The sequence below is a fragment of the uncultured Winogradskyella sp. genome (assembly GCF_947496485.1).
GTDB lineage: Bacteria > Bacteroidota > Bacteroidia > Flavobacteriales > Flavobacteriaceae > Winogradskyella.
Genome location: NZ_CANMCZ010000001.1, coordinates 30077 through 49456, shown reverse-complemented (window position 1 = coordinate 49456; position 19380 = coordinate 30077). Strand labels below are relative to the sequence as shown.

Annotated in this window: 17 protein-coding genes; 11 read left to right on the top strand and 6 right to left on the bottom strand. The window is 31.3% G+C overall.

What is annotated here, in order from left to right; all coding sequences use genetic code 11:
- A complete protein-coding gene (locus Q0822_RS00230; protein WP_299118674.1) occupies nt 1-405 on the top strand; it encodes an FdtA/QdtA family cupin domain-containing protein in 405 nt (134 codons plus the stop codon).
- On the opposite strand, the gene Q0822_RS00225 is transcribed toward Q0822_RS00230, so the two are convergent.
- The 4 genes from Q0822_RS00225 to Q0822_RS00210 are packed head-to-tail and all read right to left on the bottom strand — an operon-like array spanning nt 391 to nt 3922.
- Nucleotides 391-1332 carry a glycosyltransferase family 2 protein gene (locus Q0822_RS00225; protein WP_299118672.1) on the bottom strand — a complete coding sequence of 314 codons (942 nt, stop codon included), beginning with the start codon at nt 1330-1332 and terminating at the stop codon, nt 391-393. The genes Q0822_RS00230 and Q0822_RS00225 overlap by 15 nt on opposite strands.
- Entirely contained in the window at nt 1329-2222 is an 894-nt protein-coding gene (locus Q0822_RS00220; RefSeq protein ID WP_299118669.1) for a glycosyltransferase family 2 protein, read from the bottom strand. The genes Q0822_RS00225 and Q0822_RS00220 overlap by 4 nt, the downstream gene beginning before the upstream one ends.
- A gap of 19 nt (nt 2223-2241) precedes the next feature.
- Nucleotides 2242-2925 (bottom strand): ATP-binding cassette domain-containing protein, encoded by a 684-nt coding sequence (locus tag Q0822_RS00215; protein WP_299118667.1) that lies wholly within the window; start codon nt 2923-2925, stop codon nt 2242-2244.
- 16 nt (nt 2926-2941) lie between these two features.
- Entirely contained in the window at nt 2942-3922 is a 981-nt protein-coding gene (locus Q0822_RS00210; protein WP_299118665.1) for a methyltransferase domain-containing protein, read from the bottom strand.
- Between the two features lie 121 nt (nt 3923-4043).
- On the opposite strand from Q0822_RS00210, the gene Q0822_RS00205 reads away from it, so the two are divergent.
- The 4 genes from Q0822_RS00205 to Q0822_RS00190 all read left to right on the top strand — a co-directional run bounded on the left by Q0822_RS00205 (nt 4044) and on the right by Q0822_RS00190 (nt 12298).
- The gene (locus Q0822_RS00205; protein ID WP_299118662.1) at nt 4044-5642 is read left to right on the top strand and encodes a hypothetical protein; all 1599 of its coding nucleotides are present in this window, start codon (nt 4044-4046) and stop codon (nt 5640-5642) included.
- A 103-nt stretch (nt 5643-5745) separates the two neighbouring features.
- Complete coding sequence (locus Q0822_RS00200) at nt 5746-8769, top strand: tetratricopeptide repeat protein (protein WP_299118657.1); 3024 nt, start codon at nt 5746-5748, stop codon at nt 8767-8769.
- A 59-nt stretch (nt 8770-8828) separates the two neighbouring features.
- Nucleotides 8829-10556: a TonB-dependent receptor gene (locus tag Q0822_RS00195; protein ID WP_299118654.1), complete on the top strand. Its 1728-nt coding sequence runs from the start codon at nt 8829-8831 to the stop codon at nt 10554-10556.
- Nucleotides 10557-10681: 125 nt separating this feature from the next.
- Nucleotides 10682-12298, top strand: coding sequence for an amidohydrolase (locus tag Q0822_RS00190; RefSeq protein ID WP_299118652.1), 1617 nt, complete (start codon nt 10682-10684; stop codon nt 12296-12298).
- Between the two features lie 8 nt (nt 12299-12306).
- Here the strand turns inward: Q0822_RS00190 and Q0822_RS00185 are convergent, their stop codons facing one another.
- Nucleotides 12307-13008 carry a methyltransferase domain-containing protein gene (locus Q0822_RS00185; RefSeq protein ID WP_299118650.1) on the bottom strand — a complete coding sequence of 234 codons (702 nt, stop codon included), beginning with the start codon at nt 13006-13008 and terminating at the stop codon, nt 12307-12309.
- An 83-nt stretch (nt 13009-13091) separates the two neighbouring features.
- On the opposite strand from Q0822_RS00185, the gene Q0822_RS00180 reads away from it, so the two are divergent.
- The 5 genes from Q0822_RS00180 (at nt 13092) to Q0822_RS00160 (ending at nt 16830) form a co-directional block, all read left to right on the top strand.
- Entirely contained in the window at nt 13092-13586 is a 495-nt protein-coding gene (locus Q0822_RS00180) for a YkgJ family cysteine cluster protein (protein ID WP_299118649.1), read from the top strand.
- A gap of 47 nt (nt 13587-13633) precedes the next feature.
- Nucleotides 13634-14533, top strand: coding sequence for a hypothetical protein (locus Q0822_RS00175; RefSeq protein ID WP_299118648.1), 900 nt, complete (start codon nt 13634-13636; stop codon nt 14531-14533).
- 5 nt (nt 14534-14538) lie between these two features.
- Nucleotides 14539-15381 (top strand): sterol desaturase family protein, encoded by an 843-nt coding sequence (locus Q0822_RS00170; protein ID WP_299118647.1) that lies wholly within the window; start codon nt 14539-14541, stop codon nt 15379-15381.
- A gap of 28 nt (nt 15382-15409) precedes the next feature.
- A complete protein-coding gene (locus Q0822_RS00165; RefSeq protein ID WP_299118644.1) occupies nt 15410-16240 on the top strand; it encodes a glycerophosphodiester phosphodiesterase in 831 nt (276 codons plus the stop codon).
- A 161-nt stretch (nt 16241-16401) separates the two neighbouring features.
- A complete protein-coding gene (locus Q0822_RS00160; RefSeq protein WP_299118643.1) occupies nt 16402-16830 on the top strand; it encodes a hypothetical protein in 429 nt (142 codons plus the stop codon).
- A gap of 4 nt (nt 16831-16834) precedes the next feature.
- On the opposite strand, the gene Q0822_RS00155 is transcribed toward Q0822_RS00160, so the two are convergent.
- A complete protein-coding gene (locus Q0822_RS00155; RefSeq protein ID WP_299118640.1) occupies nt 16835-18118 on the bottom strand; it encodes a DUF1343 domain-containing protein in 1284 nt (427 codons plus the stop codon).
- 8 nt (nt 18119-18126) lie between these two features.
- Between Q0822_RS00155 and Q0822_RS00150 the strand changes: the two genes are divergently transcribed.
- On the top strand, nt 18127-19359 hold the full coding sequence (locus Q0822_RS00150) for an FtsX-like permease family protein (RefSeq protein ID WP_299118637.1): 1233 nt from the start codon (nt 18127-18129) through the stop codon (nt 19357-19359).
- Nucleotides 19360-19380 lie beyond the last annotated feature (21 nt).

The window sequence follows — 19380 nt, the reverse complement described above, 5'->3', positions numbered from 1 at the left end:
ATGAATACGATTGAAAATGTCAAAATAATTGAGATCCCAAAAGTCCACGATGAAAGAGGGATCTTAGCTGTGATAGAAAAAGAGACAATTCCTTTTGATATTAAGCGCGTATATTATTTGTATGATGTGCCAAGCGATAGTTTTAGAGGTGGGCATGCACACAAAGAGCAGCAATCAATAATTATAGCATTAAGCGGAAGTTTTGAAGTCATTGTTGATGATGGTAAAACTAAAAAGAGAATAATGCTCAACAAACCCAATCAAGGCTTGTATATACCAACACATATTTGGAGAGAGATAGATAATTTTTCTTCAGGATCAGTTTGCTTGGTTTTAGCTTCTACAGAATACAGTGAGGATGAATACATTAGAGACTACGAAGAATTTTCACTATCTGTAAGGTGATTTGTAAAGTCGCTTCTTTAATAGCCAGAATTTTACTTTTTTTAAAGTGATAAGTACAGGTCTTGGTAGCTTTAGTAGAATTTTTAGTTTACTATTTATATTACTAAAATTGATATCTTTTTTTAGTAGATTATAGCTTTTAAAATCACCTAATATTTTACTCTCTAAAGCTGTCATATATCTATTTTGATCTAAATATACTTTTAAAGAAGAATTTCTTTTTTCATCTTCTTTATGTTTATTCAGCATTGTTATTAATTCGGGAATATTCTTCGTTAAAGAAAGATGATTGTCTTTAGCATGCATCATTTTGTGAGCTGTAATTTTTGAAGAAAAAGCAACTTCAAAATTTTTAGCAATGTTTATCCAAAGATCAGTATCCTCACCACAACCCAAATCTTCGTCGAAAATATAGTTTTGATCAATCAATTCTTTCGGAATTGCAACAGCTGATGTCCATAGAATATCATCTATGATACTGGTTTTAAAATAATCTTTAACAATACCAAAAAATGGATGATCTACTTCTAAAAATTTAGGTTGAGTCGTATAATCATTAAAAAACATTTTTTGGTATGATGAAGCATATATTCCGCAATTAGGAAAGGACTCAATAAGTCTTTTTAATTCCGATAAATGATTTGTAAGCCAAATATCATCACCATCAGACAATGCAATAAAATTGGCTTTTGCTTTATGCATCCCAAAATTCCGAGCTGCTGATACACCTTGATTTTTAGTTGGATATATTGAAATTTTATCGTCAGTAAAACTATTTAGAACTTCTAAACTATTATCGGTACTACCATCATCTACTATAATAACTTCAAAATCTGTGAAATCTTGATTTAAGATGCTATCCAACGTTTGTGCAACAAAATGAGATTTGTTGTAAACCGAAATAACTACTGAAAAATAAGGCTTCATTTTCTGCTAGAAGTTAAAGAGCAAAGGTAGCCTAATTTATAAAATTGAAATAAAGCTAGGTTAGGATTACTACCTAGAAGTTGCTTCTTAATAGAAGTTTTTGAGAGTCTAAAAACAAATGAAATAACTTTAGATAGTCTAAATGAATTCATTTTTCTGTATAATTCTAAAAGGGAGTTTTCTGTAGCAGTATCATAGTTTTTTTGATTGAATTCAAAAATAGTATCTACTGCTTTCTCAGTTTTATCTAAAAATATTGCGTTCTTGTCTAATCCTTTATGAATTACATTATTATTGATATGAAATACTTTAATACCTCTAGATTTCATAAAAGCAGCAACAAAATTATCGTAACCATAACCGTCATTCTCAACACTAGAGTTAATGTCTAAAAAAATATCCTTTTTAATCAAAAAATTTGCAGAAACTATAATTTTGAATGGTGTTTTATTTCTTATTTCTGCATCTACATCTTCATAATTTTTACCATACTTCCACCTTAATGTAAATTGTTTCTCTGGTTTTTTAAAATTATATGAACAGCCACCATAAATAGCTTGGTAATTACTATTTAAATAGTTTATATAGTTATGTAAAAAGTTGGGTTTATTTGGTATAACGTCAGAGTCAAGGAATAACAACCAATCATATTTTGCCATTTCTGCAAGTGTCTGCCTTGTTGTAAGTCTACCTTTATTGTCTTTAGAAATGATATGCCTAGAGTGGGCAATAGTATTAATTATCTTGCTATTGTCTTCTAAATGTTTAGAAGAACCGTCTTCATAACAAATAACTTCGTAGTCTGTGTTAATGATTTCTAACTCAGTTTTCAAAACTTTGAAAAGTCCAGTGATATTATAATTGTATGTTGGTATTAAAATAGATATCACATTAATTGTCTAATAACTATTAGTTTTTACGTTGCACCACTTCAAAAACCTTGTTCTCATCACACTTCAAGGTTTTACTTGGATATTTTAATAACAAAGCATAATCGTGTGTTGCCATTAAAATAGTATTGCCATTTTTATTGATGTCTTGGAGTACTTCCATCACCTCAATACTAGTCTGCGGATCGAGGTTTCCGGTAGGTTCATCTGCTAAAATAAGTTCTGGGTCGTTTAATAAAGCACGAGCAATGGCAATTCTTTGTTGCTCACCACCAGAAAGCTCATGTGGATATTTAAAACCTTTGGTTTTCATGGCAACTTTATCTAAAACCATATCGATTTGATCTTTAATTCTATCTTTTTCTTTCCAACCTGTTGCTTTTAAGACAAACTCTAGATTGCCATTGATGGTGCGATCAGGTAACAATTTAAAATCTTGAAATACAATACCCAACTTTCGTCGTAAGAAAGGAATATCCTTTTCCTTCATAGTTCTAAGATTAAAATCAACAACAGAACCTTCCCCTTCATTCAATTCTAAATCGCCATAAAGTGTTTTCATAAAGCTACTTTTGCCACTTCCTGTCTTACCAATGAGATATACAAAATCACCTTTTTGCATTTCAACATTTACATTAGAAAGAACAAGGTTTTCACCTTGATATATCATGGCATTTTTTAGTTGTAAAATTGTATCCGACATATATTAAATAGAAAATTTAAGTAGCATTAGGTTTGTATATCCCAAATATATGGTCACTTGGCTGGTTTTTCAAATATTTATCTTCAAAATCAAATAATTGATTAAGAATCTCTTCTTTTTCATCGTTCAGATCAATAAAATGATGAGCAATATCCTTTAATGTTAGTGTGAGAATATTGCCGCCATAACCAACTTCATATACTGTTGAATAATGTCTGTGGATTGCAGGTATTATACTAGATGAATCCACACATTCAGAAGGATCGGCTAATATCATTCTCGCTAATCCTGGTCCATAAACTTTGTTTTTGTATAAGTTGAGTTTATAACGTTTCCTGAATGGTTTTGGTATGAGTTGAAGTGCTTTATTAATGGCTTTTATTTGATGTTTTGGAAATTGTAGTCGTGTAGGACCAACAAACTCGTCAATAATAAGGAATCCGTCATTTTTCAGAAGTGGCTTAATTTTATTTTCTAGTAAATACTCAATATTTCTAAAATGATGTAATGAGGCTTTAAAGTATATAATATCAAATTGGTCTTCAATTTCCGAAAGCTTATTAGCATCTTGAATCTGAAATCTGATATTATCCAATCCTTTCTCTTTAGCTATTTTTTCAGCTTTATTTAAACGTTTTTCAGCAATATCACTACAGATAATAGCTTTAAAATTAGAATGCTCAGCAAATAAAAGTTCCGATGAACATTCACCACTACCTAAGGAAAGCATTTTGAGATTTTGTTTATCTTTTAAAAACTGATTTACAGTATGTTCTTCAATACTTAAGTTTTCATCTCCAGTAATAAGCTTGCGCCATCGTTCATTTACTTTTGGAATAATCCACCAATTTGAAGCCTGAATGTTTTTGTGATTGAAAGCTGTTTTTACGCGTTTTGTAGTATTGAAATTTAACTTAGAAGAAATAAAACCTAAACCTCTCTGTTTTAGTTTTGTGTAAGTCTCGATAAAATCATCTAAGGTTACTATTCGTTTCATTGAAAGCATTGCATTCTAAGTGCTGTAAAAATAGGATTTAAAAACTAATTATCTACAGTAAAACTATGTATAGCTTAAATTTCTAACTTTATATTGGCATAGAAATTGAAATGTTACATTTATGCGATATTTAATTGGCTTATTATTCTTTTTAACTACAGCAATTTCCATTGCTCAACAAGAGTTTCATGTTTTTCCTTTAGATGGTGAAACAACAAAGGGAACTTCTAAAGGTGACGGAAGCCCTCAAAATCCATGGGATTTACAAACAGCATTATCACAATCTTCTGATAAAGTAAATGGTGGTGATATTATTTGGATTCACAATGGGATATATACAGGTCATTTTAAAAGTTTACTTCATTCTACTATATCAAATAAATACATTACGGTTTCCGCTTATAAAAATGATAGGGTAATTCTAAACGGAAATACCGATGGTAATGAATACTATACACTAGAGGTCAATGGAAATAATGTTATTTACAAGAATTTTGAAATTACCTATTTAGGAGATTTTTCACGTTTAAAATCTGATGAAAATTTTAAATTAGGTACAGGAATTCATCATGTTAAGGGTACTAATTGCAAGTTTCAAAACCTTATAATTCACAATATTCCTGGTACTGCTTTTGGTTCATGGAAGGCAACAGGAGGAACTGTTATAGAAGATTGTATTATTTATAACAATGGCTATCAAGCTACTCGTGGGCATGGTGTAGGTATGTATGTGCAGAATAAGAGTGATGACATAAGATTAATTCGGAACAATATTATTTTCAATAACTATTATAAGGGCATAGAGGTTTGGTCTGCGTCATCTGGTCATAAATTTGAGTTTGTAAAGAATATTAATATTGTTGATAATATTTTTTTTAATAACGGTAATCCATCTGGTATACCAAGAGATAATGTAATCATTGCTACAGACGACTCTGAGGGAACCAACATTGCAAAGAATATTAAGGTAAAAAGGAACGTATTTTACCATAACATAGATTTTAAAGATTTAAAAAATTATGGCTTTGGTACTGGATTGGCAATAGGTTATAACCGTAAAGCTTTGGTTGAGAATATTGAAATTTCCGATAATATTATTTTAGGTAGAAATAATCCACTTAATATTATGCATGTAAAATCTTTAGAATTTAAAAACAACCTAGTCTATGGAGGATACGTTAATTTGAGCAAATCGTCTTTACCAGCTTTGAAATCTGGTCTTTTAAATTTAGAAAATAATTTATATCATACACGAAAAGCTGCGACATTTAGAATTATTAAAGGTAAAAAGTATAATCTAAATGTTTGGCAAAAAACGTTCAATGTTGATAGAAACAGCCAATCAAAAGTATACAAGGATTTCGAAATAAATCCAGTTTTAAAGGTTCAAAAACTCATAACAAATCCAAATCATTTCAACATTGCACTTCTCGAAAAAAGTGGAAACGATGTTACTGTGGATTTTGGCGAATTTGATATTGAAGAAGGCGCGATTTTTAAAATTTATGACATTGAAAATAGAAAAGTAGTTGTTAATTCTGGAAAGGTATCTAGTGATTTGAAAATAAAGTTTCCAATGGGATTGCAACAATTTGAATTGCCCTTACACAATACTATAGCAACAAAATCTGTTGATAATTTTGGAGTCTATAGAATAGAATTTGAAAATAAGAAAAGAAGAAAAAATTTCTTCGGAAGATTTTTCGATTGGCTATTTTAACATTTAATAAGTCCGTTTATAATTATACACAATTTCTAACGTTATAGATTTGGTATTGAATTATATTTGAATCATCATTAAAGTAATCAAAAAACGAAAGCTAATGTTATATATAAAAAGACAAGTACTCATCGTTTTTCTTGTAGTTTCATCATTTGGTATGGCGCAAAAATCTGCTGTATATACAAGTGATTTACAAGATTATCAGAAAGCATTAACCTTATACAATAACAAACAATATAAAGCGGCTCAGTCGTTGTTTGACGATATAAAATATAATACTGATGATGTCACCATAAAGTCAGATTGTGCCTATTATATTGCTAACTGTGCTGTGCGCTTAAATCAGAATAATGCTGACGATTTAATTGCAGAATTTGTTGAAGAATACCCAACAAGTACAAAGCGAAATACAGCATTTTTAGATGTAGCTGATTACTATTTTGAAAACTCCAAATACGCTTATGCACGCAAATGGTATGAGAAAGTAGAAGAGCGCAGTATTGCGCGTTCAGAGAGAGACCGTTTTAACTTTAATTATGGTTATAGTTTGTATTCAACTAAAAGCGAAAAGCAGGCAACAAAGTACCTAAATCGTGTTGTAAATTCTAAGGAGTATGGTTCGCAAGCCAAGTATTATATTGGTTATATGGCCTATGAAGGTGACGATTATGATACTGCCAATGAGTACTTTGACCAGGTAAGCGATAACGAAAAATATAAAGAGAAGCTATCTTATTATCAAGCTGACTTAAATTTTAAATTAGGCAAGTTTGAAAAAGCAATTGAACTTGCGGAAGAGCAATTACCTAAAAGCAGAGGAGTAGAAGAGTCTGAGTTATCAAAAATTATTGGTGAAAGTTATTTTAATCTTCAAAAGTATGCCGAAGCTATTCCTTATTTAAAAGCATATCAAGGTAAACGCGGCAAATGGAATAATACGGATTATTATCAATTAGGTTATGCACATTACAAGCAAAATGATTTTGAGGCTGCGATTTCTGAATTTAACAAAATCATAGATGGGAATAATTCTGTGGCTCAGAATGCATATTACCATCTAGGCGTAAGTTATATCAATTTAGATAAGAAGCAAGAGGCATTAAATGCTTTTAGAAATGCATCTCAAATGGATTATGATGCAAAAATTCAAGAAGATGCTTGGTTAAACTATGCAAAGATTAGTTATGAAATAGGTAATCCATACCAATCAGTTCCTCAAGTACTAGCTGGCTATTTAGATAACTATCCAGAAACGGCCTACAGAGAAGAAATTGAAACTTTATTAATTGATTCTTACATCACATCAAAAAACTATAAAGAAGCATTAGAACTTTTAAAAGATAAAAACAGTTTTGAGAATAAAGTAGCTTACCAAAAAGTAGCTTTTTTTAGAGGTATTGAATTATATAATGAAACAAAATACAGTGAAGCATTAGATTTATTTAATAGCTCATTAAAAGAGCCAAGAGATCCTGTTTTTGTGGCCAAAGCAACGTTTTGGAAAGCAGAAACAGAATACAACTTAACTAATTATAATGATGCTTTAATTGGGTTTAAACAATTCAATGGATTAGTGGAATCTTCAGACTTACCAGAAAACGATAATCTAGATTATAACTTGGCATACACTTATTTTAAGTTAAAAGATTACAACAGCGCTTCAAATTATTTTCAGAAATTTATCGATAAGAATTCTAGTGATAGGTTGCGTCGTAATGATGCTTACTTAAGATTAGGAGATGGTTATTTTGTGTCTAGTAAATATCAAAACGCAATTAGTGCTTACAAAAAGGCTATTCAAATAAACGAAATCGAAACTGATTATGCTGTATTTCAAACAGCAATGAGCAACGGTTATTTAGGTAAAAACTCTACTAAAACTTCAGAATTAAAAATATTTATAGACGGTTATCCTAAATCAGCTTTAAGAGATGATGCCATGTATGAGTTGGCAAATTCTTATGTAAAGTCTGGTGATACTGATAAAGCAATGCAAATGTATGACCGTTTAAATTCTGAATATAAGCGAAGTGCATTCACATCTAAAGCATTATTGCGACAAGGTTTAGTCTATTACAATAATGATGATAATGAAAGAGCACTTAACAAGTTCAAAAAAGTAGCATCAGATTTTCCTGGTTCTGGAGAAGCTGTGCAAGCCGTTTCTACAGCAAGATTGATTTATATTGATTTAGGTAAAGTTGATGAATATGCAGCTTGGGTAAGAACATTGGATTATGTTGAGGTTACTGATGTAGAATTAGACAATACAATGTATCTAGCTGCGGAAAAGCCTTATTTAGATAACGACACAGATAGTGCAATTCGTCAATTTAATAAGTATCTCAATCAATTTCCAAGAGGAATACACGCTTTAAAATCGCATTTTTATTTAGCGCAGATGTACTACAAAAAAGATCTGTTTGATAATTCAAAACCACATTATAAATATGTTGTTGACGCGTCTAAAAGTGAATACACAGAACAGGCAACTGTAAAGCTATGTGAGATTTATTTAAATAATTCTAATTGGTCTAAGGCTATTCCAGTTTTAAAAGGATTAGAAGTAGAAGCAGACTATCCACAGAATATTATCTATGCGCAATCTAATTTAATGAATGCCTATTACCAAACTGAAGATTACACTAAAGCAGAGTCTTATGCTGAGAAAGTATTGACCAATTCTAATTTAGATAAAAAAGTAAAAAGTGATGCTAAGATTATTATAGCAAGATCGGCCATTAAAACAGGAAATGAAGCTAAAGCTAAAAGCGCTTATGCAGATTTAGAGCGAATTGCAACAGGAAGTGTAGCTGCTGAGGCACTATTTTATAATGGTTACTTTAAAAATAAAGACGGAAAATACGAAGCGTCAAACACTACAATACAGAAATTAGCAAAGGATTACAGTAGCTATAAATACTATAGTGCTAAAGGTTTAGTGGTTATGGCAAAGAACTTTTATGCTTTGGGCGATGCATTTCAAGCCACTTACATTTTAGAAAGTGTGATTTCTAACTTTCCAGATTTTGACGATGTAGTACAAGAAGCAAGAACAGAACTGAATAAAATAAAATCAGAGGAAGCAAAAACAAATTCATCAATCGAAACAGACGATAACTAAATTTCCTGCAGAAGCAGTAATCTAAAGTTTCGTCAAATATTTTAATCAAAATATTACATATGAAAATCAAGTTTTTAATTTTTATAATCACCATATCAAGCAGTTTCTTATTCGTTAATGCTCAAGAGCGCACTAAAGATACTATAGATGATCAGGTTGTTAATGTAGTAAAACCATACACACCAACGATTTCTGATGCATTTAAAATAAAGGATACTCCAAAGTTGACAGATTCTAATACAGTGAAGAAAAAAGAAGTGAAATACAATATCTTTTCTATTCCTGTTGCATCTACATTTACGCCAGCAAAAGGAAAAGCGGCAAAAGTAGATAAGGCAAAATTTGTAAAACTGTACGATAATTACGCCTCATTAGGTGTGGGAACTTATACAACGATATTAGGTGAAATATACCTTAACCATGAGTTAAGTAGTGGTGAAAATGTAGGTGGGTATTTTAGTCATCATTCCTCTGCTGGTGGAATTGACAGTTTACTTTTAGATGATGATTTTTCTAAAACAAATTTAAATGTTCACTATTCGCAAAAGCTAAGAGATTTCTCATGGAAAGTAGATGGTGGTTTTGAGTTACAATCTTACAATTGGTATGGGCTTACTGATGGTTTTTATACTGAAGAACTAATTGGTATGATTGATCCAGGTCATTCCTTTAATAGCTTTTATGTAGGAGGTAAATTGAAGTTTGATGATGCTATCATTAAAGACGGAAGTGTACGTTTCAGACGCTTTGGAGATAATCAAGATTCAGGTGAAAATCGTTTTGTTGCTAAGGCAAGTTTTGATGTGCCAATACAAGATGAAACCATTAATACCGAATTTTCAATTGACTACATAGGTGGAAGTTTTGATAGAAATTATGACACAGAAAATGAATTAAAGTATGGTAACGTAACCTTTGGTTTAGCACCATCTTATCAAATGACTGAAGATGATTTAACTATAGATTTGGGTGTAAAACTAGTATTCCTTAATGATACTGAGTTCAGTGATAATAAATTCTTCATTTATCCTAATATAGAGGCATCGTATCGTTTAGTGGACGAAATATTAATTGCCTATGGTGGTATTAAAGGTGATTTAATTCAGAATTCTTATTATGATTTTGCTAACGAAAACCCATTTGTATCTCCAACACTATTGATTACTCCAACAGACCAACAATTAAGAGGTTTTGTAGGTTTAAAAGGTAAATTGTCTAATAATGTAAGCTATAACATTAAAGGAAATTATTATTCAGAAAAGGGTAAAGCTTTATATAAAGGCAATGATATAGTACAAGCACCAGAAGAAGAATATCAATACGGAAATTCTTTTGGAATCGTTTACGACGACGTAACAACTTTTTCTGTTGCAGGTGAATTAAATATTGATGTTAACAGAAATTTCACCTTAGGTATTAAGGGAGAATACTTTAACTATAACGTAGATAAGCAAGCAGAACCTTGGAATTTACCAGATGTTACAGGATCTATATTTTTAGATTATCAAATTTCTGAACAATGGTTTGCTGGAGCAAGTATGTATTTTGTTGGAGAGCGTAAAGACCAAAGATCTGTCGCAGGAACTCTAGTAAATTCGGAGCCAGTTTCAGTAATTTTAGATAGTTATTTTGATGCTAATGCACATGTTGGCTATAAAATCAATGACCAACTTTCTGTTTTTGGTAAAGTGAACAATATAGCTAATCAAGATTATAACAGGTGGATTAATTTCCCTGTACAAGGTATTCAGTTTTTGGCTGGTGCTACTTATCAGTTTGATTTTTAGACAAGACTTTGATTCTAGATATTTAAAAGCGTTCCAATTCGGAACGCTTTTCTTATTTTTACAATAACTAATAATTCTATCTGGTCGAGCACAGTCTAGACCTCCAATTGAAAATATAAAACCAAATGAATAAACTGTTCTTAATTCTAACACTACTAATTATCTTCTCTTGTCAAAAGGATAAAGAAGAAGTAGACTTAATTGTTACTAATGCCAACATTTACACAGTTGATGATAGTTTTAGTAAAGCTGAAGCATTTGCCATAAAAGAAGGGAAAATTGTCAGCGTTGGAAGTCAAAAGGATATTGAAAACAAATACAAATCAGCAGACACCATTAATGTTGAAGGTAAAACTATTGTACCAGGATTCATTGATGCGCATTGCCACTTTTTGGGTTTGGGATTTAATAAACAAGCCGTTGATTTATTTGGAACAAAAAGTTTTGAGGAAGTAGTGAAACGTGTATTAGACTTTCAGAATGAAAGGCAAAATGAATACATTTTAGGAAGAGGTTGGGATCAGAATGATTGGGAAGAAAAAAAGTTTCCAAACAAAAAGCTCTTAGATAAATTATTCCCAAAAACGCCTATTGCTTTAACACGAATTGATGGTCATGCTATACTATGTAATCAAGCAGCTTTAGATTTAGGAAAGGTAACTGTAAATAGCAAAATTGAAGGAGGTGAAGTGGTCATAGAAAATGGAGAACTTACAGGTGTGTTAGTTGATAATGCTGAGTATTTAGTAATGAAACATTGGCCAGAACCATCAAGGGCAGATGTTGTTAATGCGTTGTTAGAAGCACAAAAATCTTGTTTTGATTTAGGATTAACAACAGTTGACGACGCAGGATTAGGTCAAGAATCAATAGAAATTATAGATAGTCTTCAAAAATCGGGTGACTTAAAAATGCGAGTTTATGCTATGGTATCACATTCTGAAAAAAATCTAGATTATTTTTTAGACAAGGGTATCATTAAAACAGATCGACTAAATGTGCGTTCTTTTAAGTTTTATGCTGATGGAGCATTAGGTTCTAGAGGTGCAATGCTTAGAGAACCTTATTCTGACAAACCAGGTCATTTAGGCTTATTGGTGACGGATTTAGAAACACTTAATAAGTCTGCTGAGCGCATTGCAAATTCAGATTATCAAATGAATACGCATGCCATTGGAGATTCGGCAAATCATGCAGTTCTACAAACTTATAATAAGGTTTTAAAGGGAAAAAGTGATAGACGTTGGCGAGTAGAACATGCACAAATTGTATCACCAGAAGATTTTGATTTATACAAAAATGTAATGCCGTCTATACAGCCAACACATGCCACAAGTGATATGTATTGGGCAGAGGATAGAGTAGGTGAAGAACGAATAAAAGGCGCTTATGCCTATAAGCAATTGTTAGAGGCTTATGGAAAAGTGGCTTTAGGAACCGATTTTCCTGTGGAGCGTGTCAGTCCATTTTTAACGTTTTACGCTGCTGTAGCTAGACAAGATTTAGACGCTTATCCTGAAGGTGGTTTTCAAATAGAAAATGGATTGACTAGAGAAGAAACCTTAAAAGGAATGACGATTTGGGCAGCCTATTCTAATTTTGAAGAAAACGAAAAAGGAAGTATAGAAGTTGGGAAGTTTGCGGACTTTATTGTCCTAGATAATGATATTATGACAGTTGAAGCTAATGAGATTCCTAATATTAGAGTTTTAAAGACTGTAGTTGGAGGTGAGATTCAATAATTGAAAAGTTATAGCTTAAAAATTTTAGCCAAGTAATCAAAATGCTCACCATCCATAACCTTCTCGCATTGTAATCCAACAGTTAAACAAACTGTTTTTAAAGTTTTAAAGTCGAGATATAACCATTTCATTGGTGTTTCTTTTTCACCTTTGTAACTAAGATAATAATCGAGTTCACCAAGATAGCGACTGTTAATGTCTACCCACATAACTCCATCGTCATCTTCATACATATACGAAATATCAGAAGAGTCAATTAGGATTTGCCCATTAGGATTTAAAAGAGATTTTAAATGCTTCAAATAGATAGAAACCCGAGACAATTCCTGAAAAATTCCTGTACCATTCATTAGAAGTAGAATAGTATCAAAGACTTCAGTTTCATCTAGTAGAGATTTTAATTCAGTATTTGAAACACCACGTTTTTTGCAAACTTCAATGGCGCCTTTAGAATTATCAATAGCTTTTACATTGAAATTGTTTTCTTGTAGCCAAAGTGAATGATTTCCTGCTCCACAACCAACGTCTAAAACTTTACCTCTTGCTAATTGTAGCGCTTTTTGTTCAAGCTTTGGCATTTCAGAGTAGTCTCTAAATAAATAAGGAAGAGGTAATTCATCTTCTTCTGAAATATTTGTCCATGTGATGAGGTCTTGAGAATAGTTTCCATTTTGATAATCTAGTAATGCTTTTCCGAAGATATCTTTCATATACTTTTTCTGTGAAAACAGAAACCTTTTTTTGTCATGCTAAACCCTTTTCAGCATCTCATTAAAATCATTATTTTTACATTATGCAAGACCAAATCAATAATCTTCCAAAGCTTGCCAAAGATAAGCATAAGGAAAATAAAACCTTTTTTACGAAGTTAAAAAAGAAACCGCCAAAGCAGTTAGATTATTTAATGCAAGAGTTGCACGAAGAAGAATTTCAGCGTACTGATTGTTTAGAGTGTGCTAATTGTTGCAAAACAACAGGACCATTATTTACAGCTAAAGATATTCAACGTATTGCAAGGTCTTTCAAGATGAGAGAGCAGCAATTTATTGAAACTTACTTGCGATTAGATGAGGAGAATGATTATGTTTTACAATCTGTACCATGCACATTTTTAGGTGCAGATAATTATTGTTCTATATATGATGTAAGACCAAAGGCATGCAGAGAATTTCCGCATACAGATCGTAAAAAGTTTCAGCAAATATCTAATTTAACCATAAAAAATGTTGCTATTTGTCCTGCAGCCTACAATATTGTTGAAGAAATGAAAAGAAGAATTAATTTATAAAATAGTTTCGGAATAATTATTGATACATAACAGATTAAAAAAATGTAATGAAAAACCTATTAATTAAACTTGTATTTGTCTTATTTGCTGTCAATCTATCTTTTTCGCAAGCATGGATGACTAATTTAGACATAGCGCAAAAATTAGCATCAGTTCAAAATAAAATGGTATTAATGGTTTGGGAGGAAACAACTAAATATCAATATCCAGTTTTGGTAAAAGATGATAAGGGTAGAACAATTTTAATCGACAATCTTTTTGAAGATGAAACAGTAAGTCCTCTAATATGGGAACACTTTATACCAGTTATAGTCAAAGAAAATCAATATGCTGATCTGTATCTAGAAATAAAGGGAAAAAGAAGTCAGAGTTATATAGATAAATTTAATGATGATTCTATAAAAATTATGGACGTTGCTGGTAATATATTGAATGTATCTGGCTATTTTGAAGAGTTTCCAAACATTACCAAGCTCATTAAAAAATATGCGTTGAACACAGAATTTTTGGAATTAGAATTAGCCGGTTATAAAAAGGATAAAAATTTCTATTCAGCATATTATTTGGCTTCCAAATACTTGGATTTTTCATTATATACAAATGAAAAAATAAGGTCGGAAATTATAAATTTGTCTAATATATACTTAAATGAAGCTTTAGCTTTTTTAGAATCTGAGAATCTTAGCGATAAGCTAATGTTAAAACAACGATGCGAACTATTAAAAATCCAAGAATATTTAATTTTAAAACGCCCTAAAAAGGTATTAAGGCAATTAAAAAAAATGGATGCGGAGCTTGTAGAAAACAACAATAAAGGATTTGTGGCTTTATTATATTACACTGCATATGCCATTCTAGAGGATGAAAAAAATATAGAAGTATGGAAACCTAAAGTTTCTTTAGTAAATTTGAAAAAAGCAGACATGCTTATAAACTTAAATTCTTAAGCGAATTGGAAACAATTATTAACTATTTTGAAACTATCCCTTCTTCACATAGAAGTATCATCTTGGTTGGTGGTTTGGCTTTTTTCTGGTTGTTGGAAGGTGGTTTGCCATTATTTAAATTTAAATATAAAAAGTGGAAACATGCCTTACCTAATCTTTTTTTTACGTTAACAACCATAATTATCAATTTTGCTTTGGCATTTTTACTTTTAGGTACTGCAGATTGGGTACAGACTAATGATTTCGGAATTATTAATTGGTTACCGCAAATGCCACTCTGGCTATATGCTTTATTTGGAGTTTTACTACTAGACTTTTTTGGTGCTTATTTGGCACATTATGTAGAGCATAAAGTAAAACCGCTTTGGATGGTACATTTAGTTCACCATACAGATCATAAGGTCGATACTACTACAGCTAATAGACATCATCCACTAGAAAGTCTTATTAGATTTTCTTTTACATTACTTGGCGTTTTTGTTGTTGGTACACCTATTGCTTTGGTGTTTTTGTATCAATCAATGTCTTTAGTATTTACCCAATTTACACACGCTAATATTAAAATACCAAAAAGCTTAGATAAAGTGTTGAGTTACGTGATTGTGTCACCAGATATGCACAAGACACATCATCACTATAGATTACCATATACCGATTCTAACTACGGAAATATCTTCAGTATTTGGGATCGTATATTTGGAACTTATATGTATTTAGATAGAGAAAAATTGGTTTATGGAGTAGATGTTTTTCCAGATGAAGCGAAAAATAGTAACATCAAAGACTTGTTGAAACAACCTTTTCAGAAATATGAAAAACCTACGCTTTCAGCGGATATTGAGAAGTAGTGTATTTTTTGTTTTATTCCTTCTAAATATGAACTGTAATTCCAAAAGGCAAATAGATATACAAGGTCATAGAGGTTGTCGTGGCTTACTGCCAGAAAATTCCTTACCAGCATTTGAAAAAGCTATTGATTTAGGAGTACATACCTTAGAATTAGATATAGCAATTACTAAAGATGATAAGGTTATTGTGTCTCATGAACCTTACATGAATCCTACGATATGTTATAGTCCTAATGTGGAAGAAATCCCAGATACCATAGGAATGAGTTTTAATCTTTATAAAATGACTTATGAAGAGATTAAAGCCTTCGATTGTGGCTCTAAATTTCATCCAACATATCCAAATCAGGAAAAACTTAAAACCCATAAACCCTTATTATCTGAAGTTTTTGAATTGGTAGAATCTAAAAAATCAAATGTAAAATTTAATATCGAAATAAAATCTGAACGAGACTATTATGGTATTTATACTCCTCAACCAGAGGCTTATGTGAAGTTGGTAATAGATGAAATAGAAAAGCACAAGATGTTTAATCGGGTGAATTTACAATCTTTTGATTTAAACATTCTTCGACAAATAAGGAATCAGTCTCCAGATATGCCAATAGCGTTATTGGTTGATGAAGATGAAGAAATTTGGGCAAAGATATCTTCTTTAGATACAAAACTACCAGAAATAATTAGTCCTTATTATAAATTGCTAGATTCTATAATGGTTAGAAACTTGAGAGCTGAGAAATTTAAAGTCATCCCATGGACGGTCAATAAAAGAGAAGACATGAAACAAATGATTGTATGGCAAGTTGATGGTATTATTACCGACTATCCTAATAGACTAATTGAAATTCTTAAAAAATAGAGTTGTTAACAGACTTGTTAACAAAAATAGCCGTTGCACTAATATTTTTGTAGTTGGTGGATGTTCTGCAAAATTTAAACTAAAACCAATTATGTTTACTTCGGATTGATTAATTAATGTTGAGTTAAAGCGATAAAGTTTAACTTAAGTTTCTATATGCATTGAAAAATTTAATCCGTATTTGTCTCGTAGTCATCCTCCTATTTTTATTAAGCTTCACACTTCATGCACAAGATCATTATGCAAAACTCGAAAAAAATAGAAATATTCAAGCTAAAGGCTTAATCCATCAGTTGAATACAACTAGAGATACACTGATTCTTAAAAGTGATAAGAAAATCAACTACCTGTATTCAATAAACAAAGATTATGGTAGAGAATTAGATTTTCATATAGACACCACATCCTATAAATTGCCATTAAATAAATTATCGAAAGGAAAACATGTTTTTGTCGCCGTACAATCCCCTATGCGAATTGTGTTTGTAGTTAAAATTTTAAAGGAAATTCCTAAAAAGGAATCTGAAGAAACAATTGAAAAGGGTATTGTGGCTATAGAGCCAACAAGGATTGTACATCCTAGCAATTAATAATCTATTTATATATCAAATACTTGCTTCGTGTTTTGTTATAAGCTTCTAAACCATCTTGCCAGCTCGCTTTAATTTCAGTTTCTGTTAAACCAGCTTCTATTTGTTTTTGTAATTTTTCAGTACCGGCATGAGCAGTAAAGTTAGATTTATTGAAAACTTTAGATTTATCTATGGCATGGTTGTAGGCATCCATAATATAGTTTAGAGTAAAACCTCTTTCTGGTTTCACTTCAGATAAGTCAACACCGTAGCAGATTTTATTTTGGTGCTTTGGATATTTTGCACCAAAATTAGCAATAGGTGTGTAGCTAAATTGATAATGACTTTTGTCTAGAAAAGGTGCTCCGTAGCGTTGAAACTGAAACTCAGTACCTCTACCAGCATTGATTTCCGTACCTTCAAACAAACCTAAACTAGGATACAATGTTATCGAATGGTCGTTTGGTAAATTAGGTGAAGGTCTTATTGGCAAACTGTAAAATGATTCGTGTGAGTAATTTTTAAGTTCTACGATAGTAACATTGCAAGTTACACCATTATTAAGCCAAGCTTCACCATTAATCATTTTTGCGTATTCACCTAAAGTCATACCGTGAACCAAAGGAATAGGATGCATACCTAAAAAACTACTATGCTTTTTTTCTAAAACAGGGCCATCAATATAATTACCATTAGGATTTGGACGATCTAATATTATTAGTGGAATATTTTGCTCTGCACAAGCTTCCATAACGTAGTGTAAGGTTGAGATATATGTGTAAAACCGAACACCAACATCCTGAATATCAAAAATCATGATATCTATATTTCTAAGCTTTGCTTTTGTTGGTTTTTTAAGTTTACCATGTAGAGAGTAAATGTGTAAACCTGTTTTTGTGTCTTTACCATCCTTCACCAATTCACCAGCATCTGCTGTGCCTCTAAAACCATGCTCAGGTGCAAATACTTTTTTGATATTTATGTTTAGAGAAATTAAGGAATCAATAAGATGAGTAAAGTTTTGGCTTTCTGTATTTGGCTTTTCTTTTCTAAATATTACTGAAGTTTGATTAGCTACAATACCAACACGTTTACGTTGCAATAAAGGCAAATAAACTTCCGTTCTATTTGCACCAACTATAATTGACTTTTCATCTTGTTCCAAAATTTCAGGTGGGTTCAGAATTTCGTTATGCACTTGTTCATTTAGTTTCGAATCAACATCCTCTTGCTTCACTTTATTTCCACAAGAAATGCATACCAAGACTAATAATAAAACTGTATTTTTGAAAACCTTAAAACACATATATCGGTTTGAATTTTGAGTTGTTTATAGCTAAACGTATAATTGGCAATAAAACGTATAAAAGTAGTGTTTCGGCACCAATAATTAAAATTGGAATTGCTGCAATCGCTATTGGTATTATTGTAATGCTTATTGCGATTGCTACTGGTTTTGGTTTACAACAAAAAATTCGGGACAAGGTTGTAGCGTTTAATGGTCACATAGAAATTACCAATTTCGATACCAATGCTTCAGACGAATCACAAGTGCCTATCCGTATTAATCAAGATTTTTATCCTGAGTTTAAAAATGTTGAAGGCATCAAACATGTACAAGCTGTCGCCAAGAAATTTGCTGTGATAAGAACTGAAACAGATTTTGAAGGTGTTATTATAAAAGGAGTAGGTGCAGATTACAACTGGGACTATTTTAAAGAGTTTTTAGTAGATGGGCGTTTACCAGATTTTACCCAAAAACGAAACGAAGACATCTTAATTTCTAAATACTTAGCCAATCGTTTAGGATTTAAAGTAGGAGATAAATTTCAAACCTTGTTTGGTGATAACTTAGAAAAATTGCCTCGAATTATAAATTATGAAGTCGTAGGAATTTATAATTCAGGTTTTCAAGAATTAGACGAAAAATTCTGTATTGCAGATATAAGACACATAAGAAGGTTAAATAAATGGGAAGTTGACCAAATCGGTAATTTTGAAGTTTTTGTAGAAGATTTCTCTGAGCTTAAAATGATAAGTCAACAAGTCTATAAAAACACTGATTCTGAATTAAATGCTACACCAATTACTAAAAAATACTATACGATTTTTGAGTGGATTAAAATTTTTGATAATAACACCTATGGCATTATTGCTATAATGATATTAGTCGCTGGTATCAATATGATTACAGCATTATTGGTTTTAATACTAGAACGTACAAGCATGATTGGAATTCTTAAAGCCTTAGGAAGTTCTAACTGGATAATCAGAAAAGTGTTCTTGTATAACGCATCTTATTTAATTGGACTAGGTTTACTTTGGGGAAACATTATAGGTTTAGGTTTGTTATTTACACAGAAGTATTTCAAACTATTTCCGCTAAATCCGGACACCTATTATGTTAGTGAAGCTCCTGTCTATATCAGTTGGGATTATGTTTTATTATTAAATGTTGGCACATTTATAGCTTGCTTACTTATGTTATTAATTCCATCAATTATTATTTCCAAAATTTCACCAGTTAAAGCAATTCGATTTGATTGATATTTAGCTGTCAAAAAACAT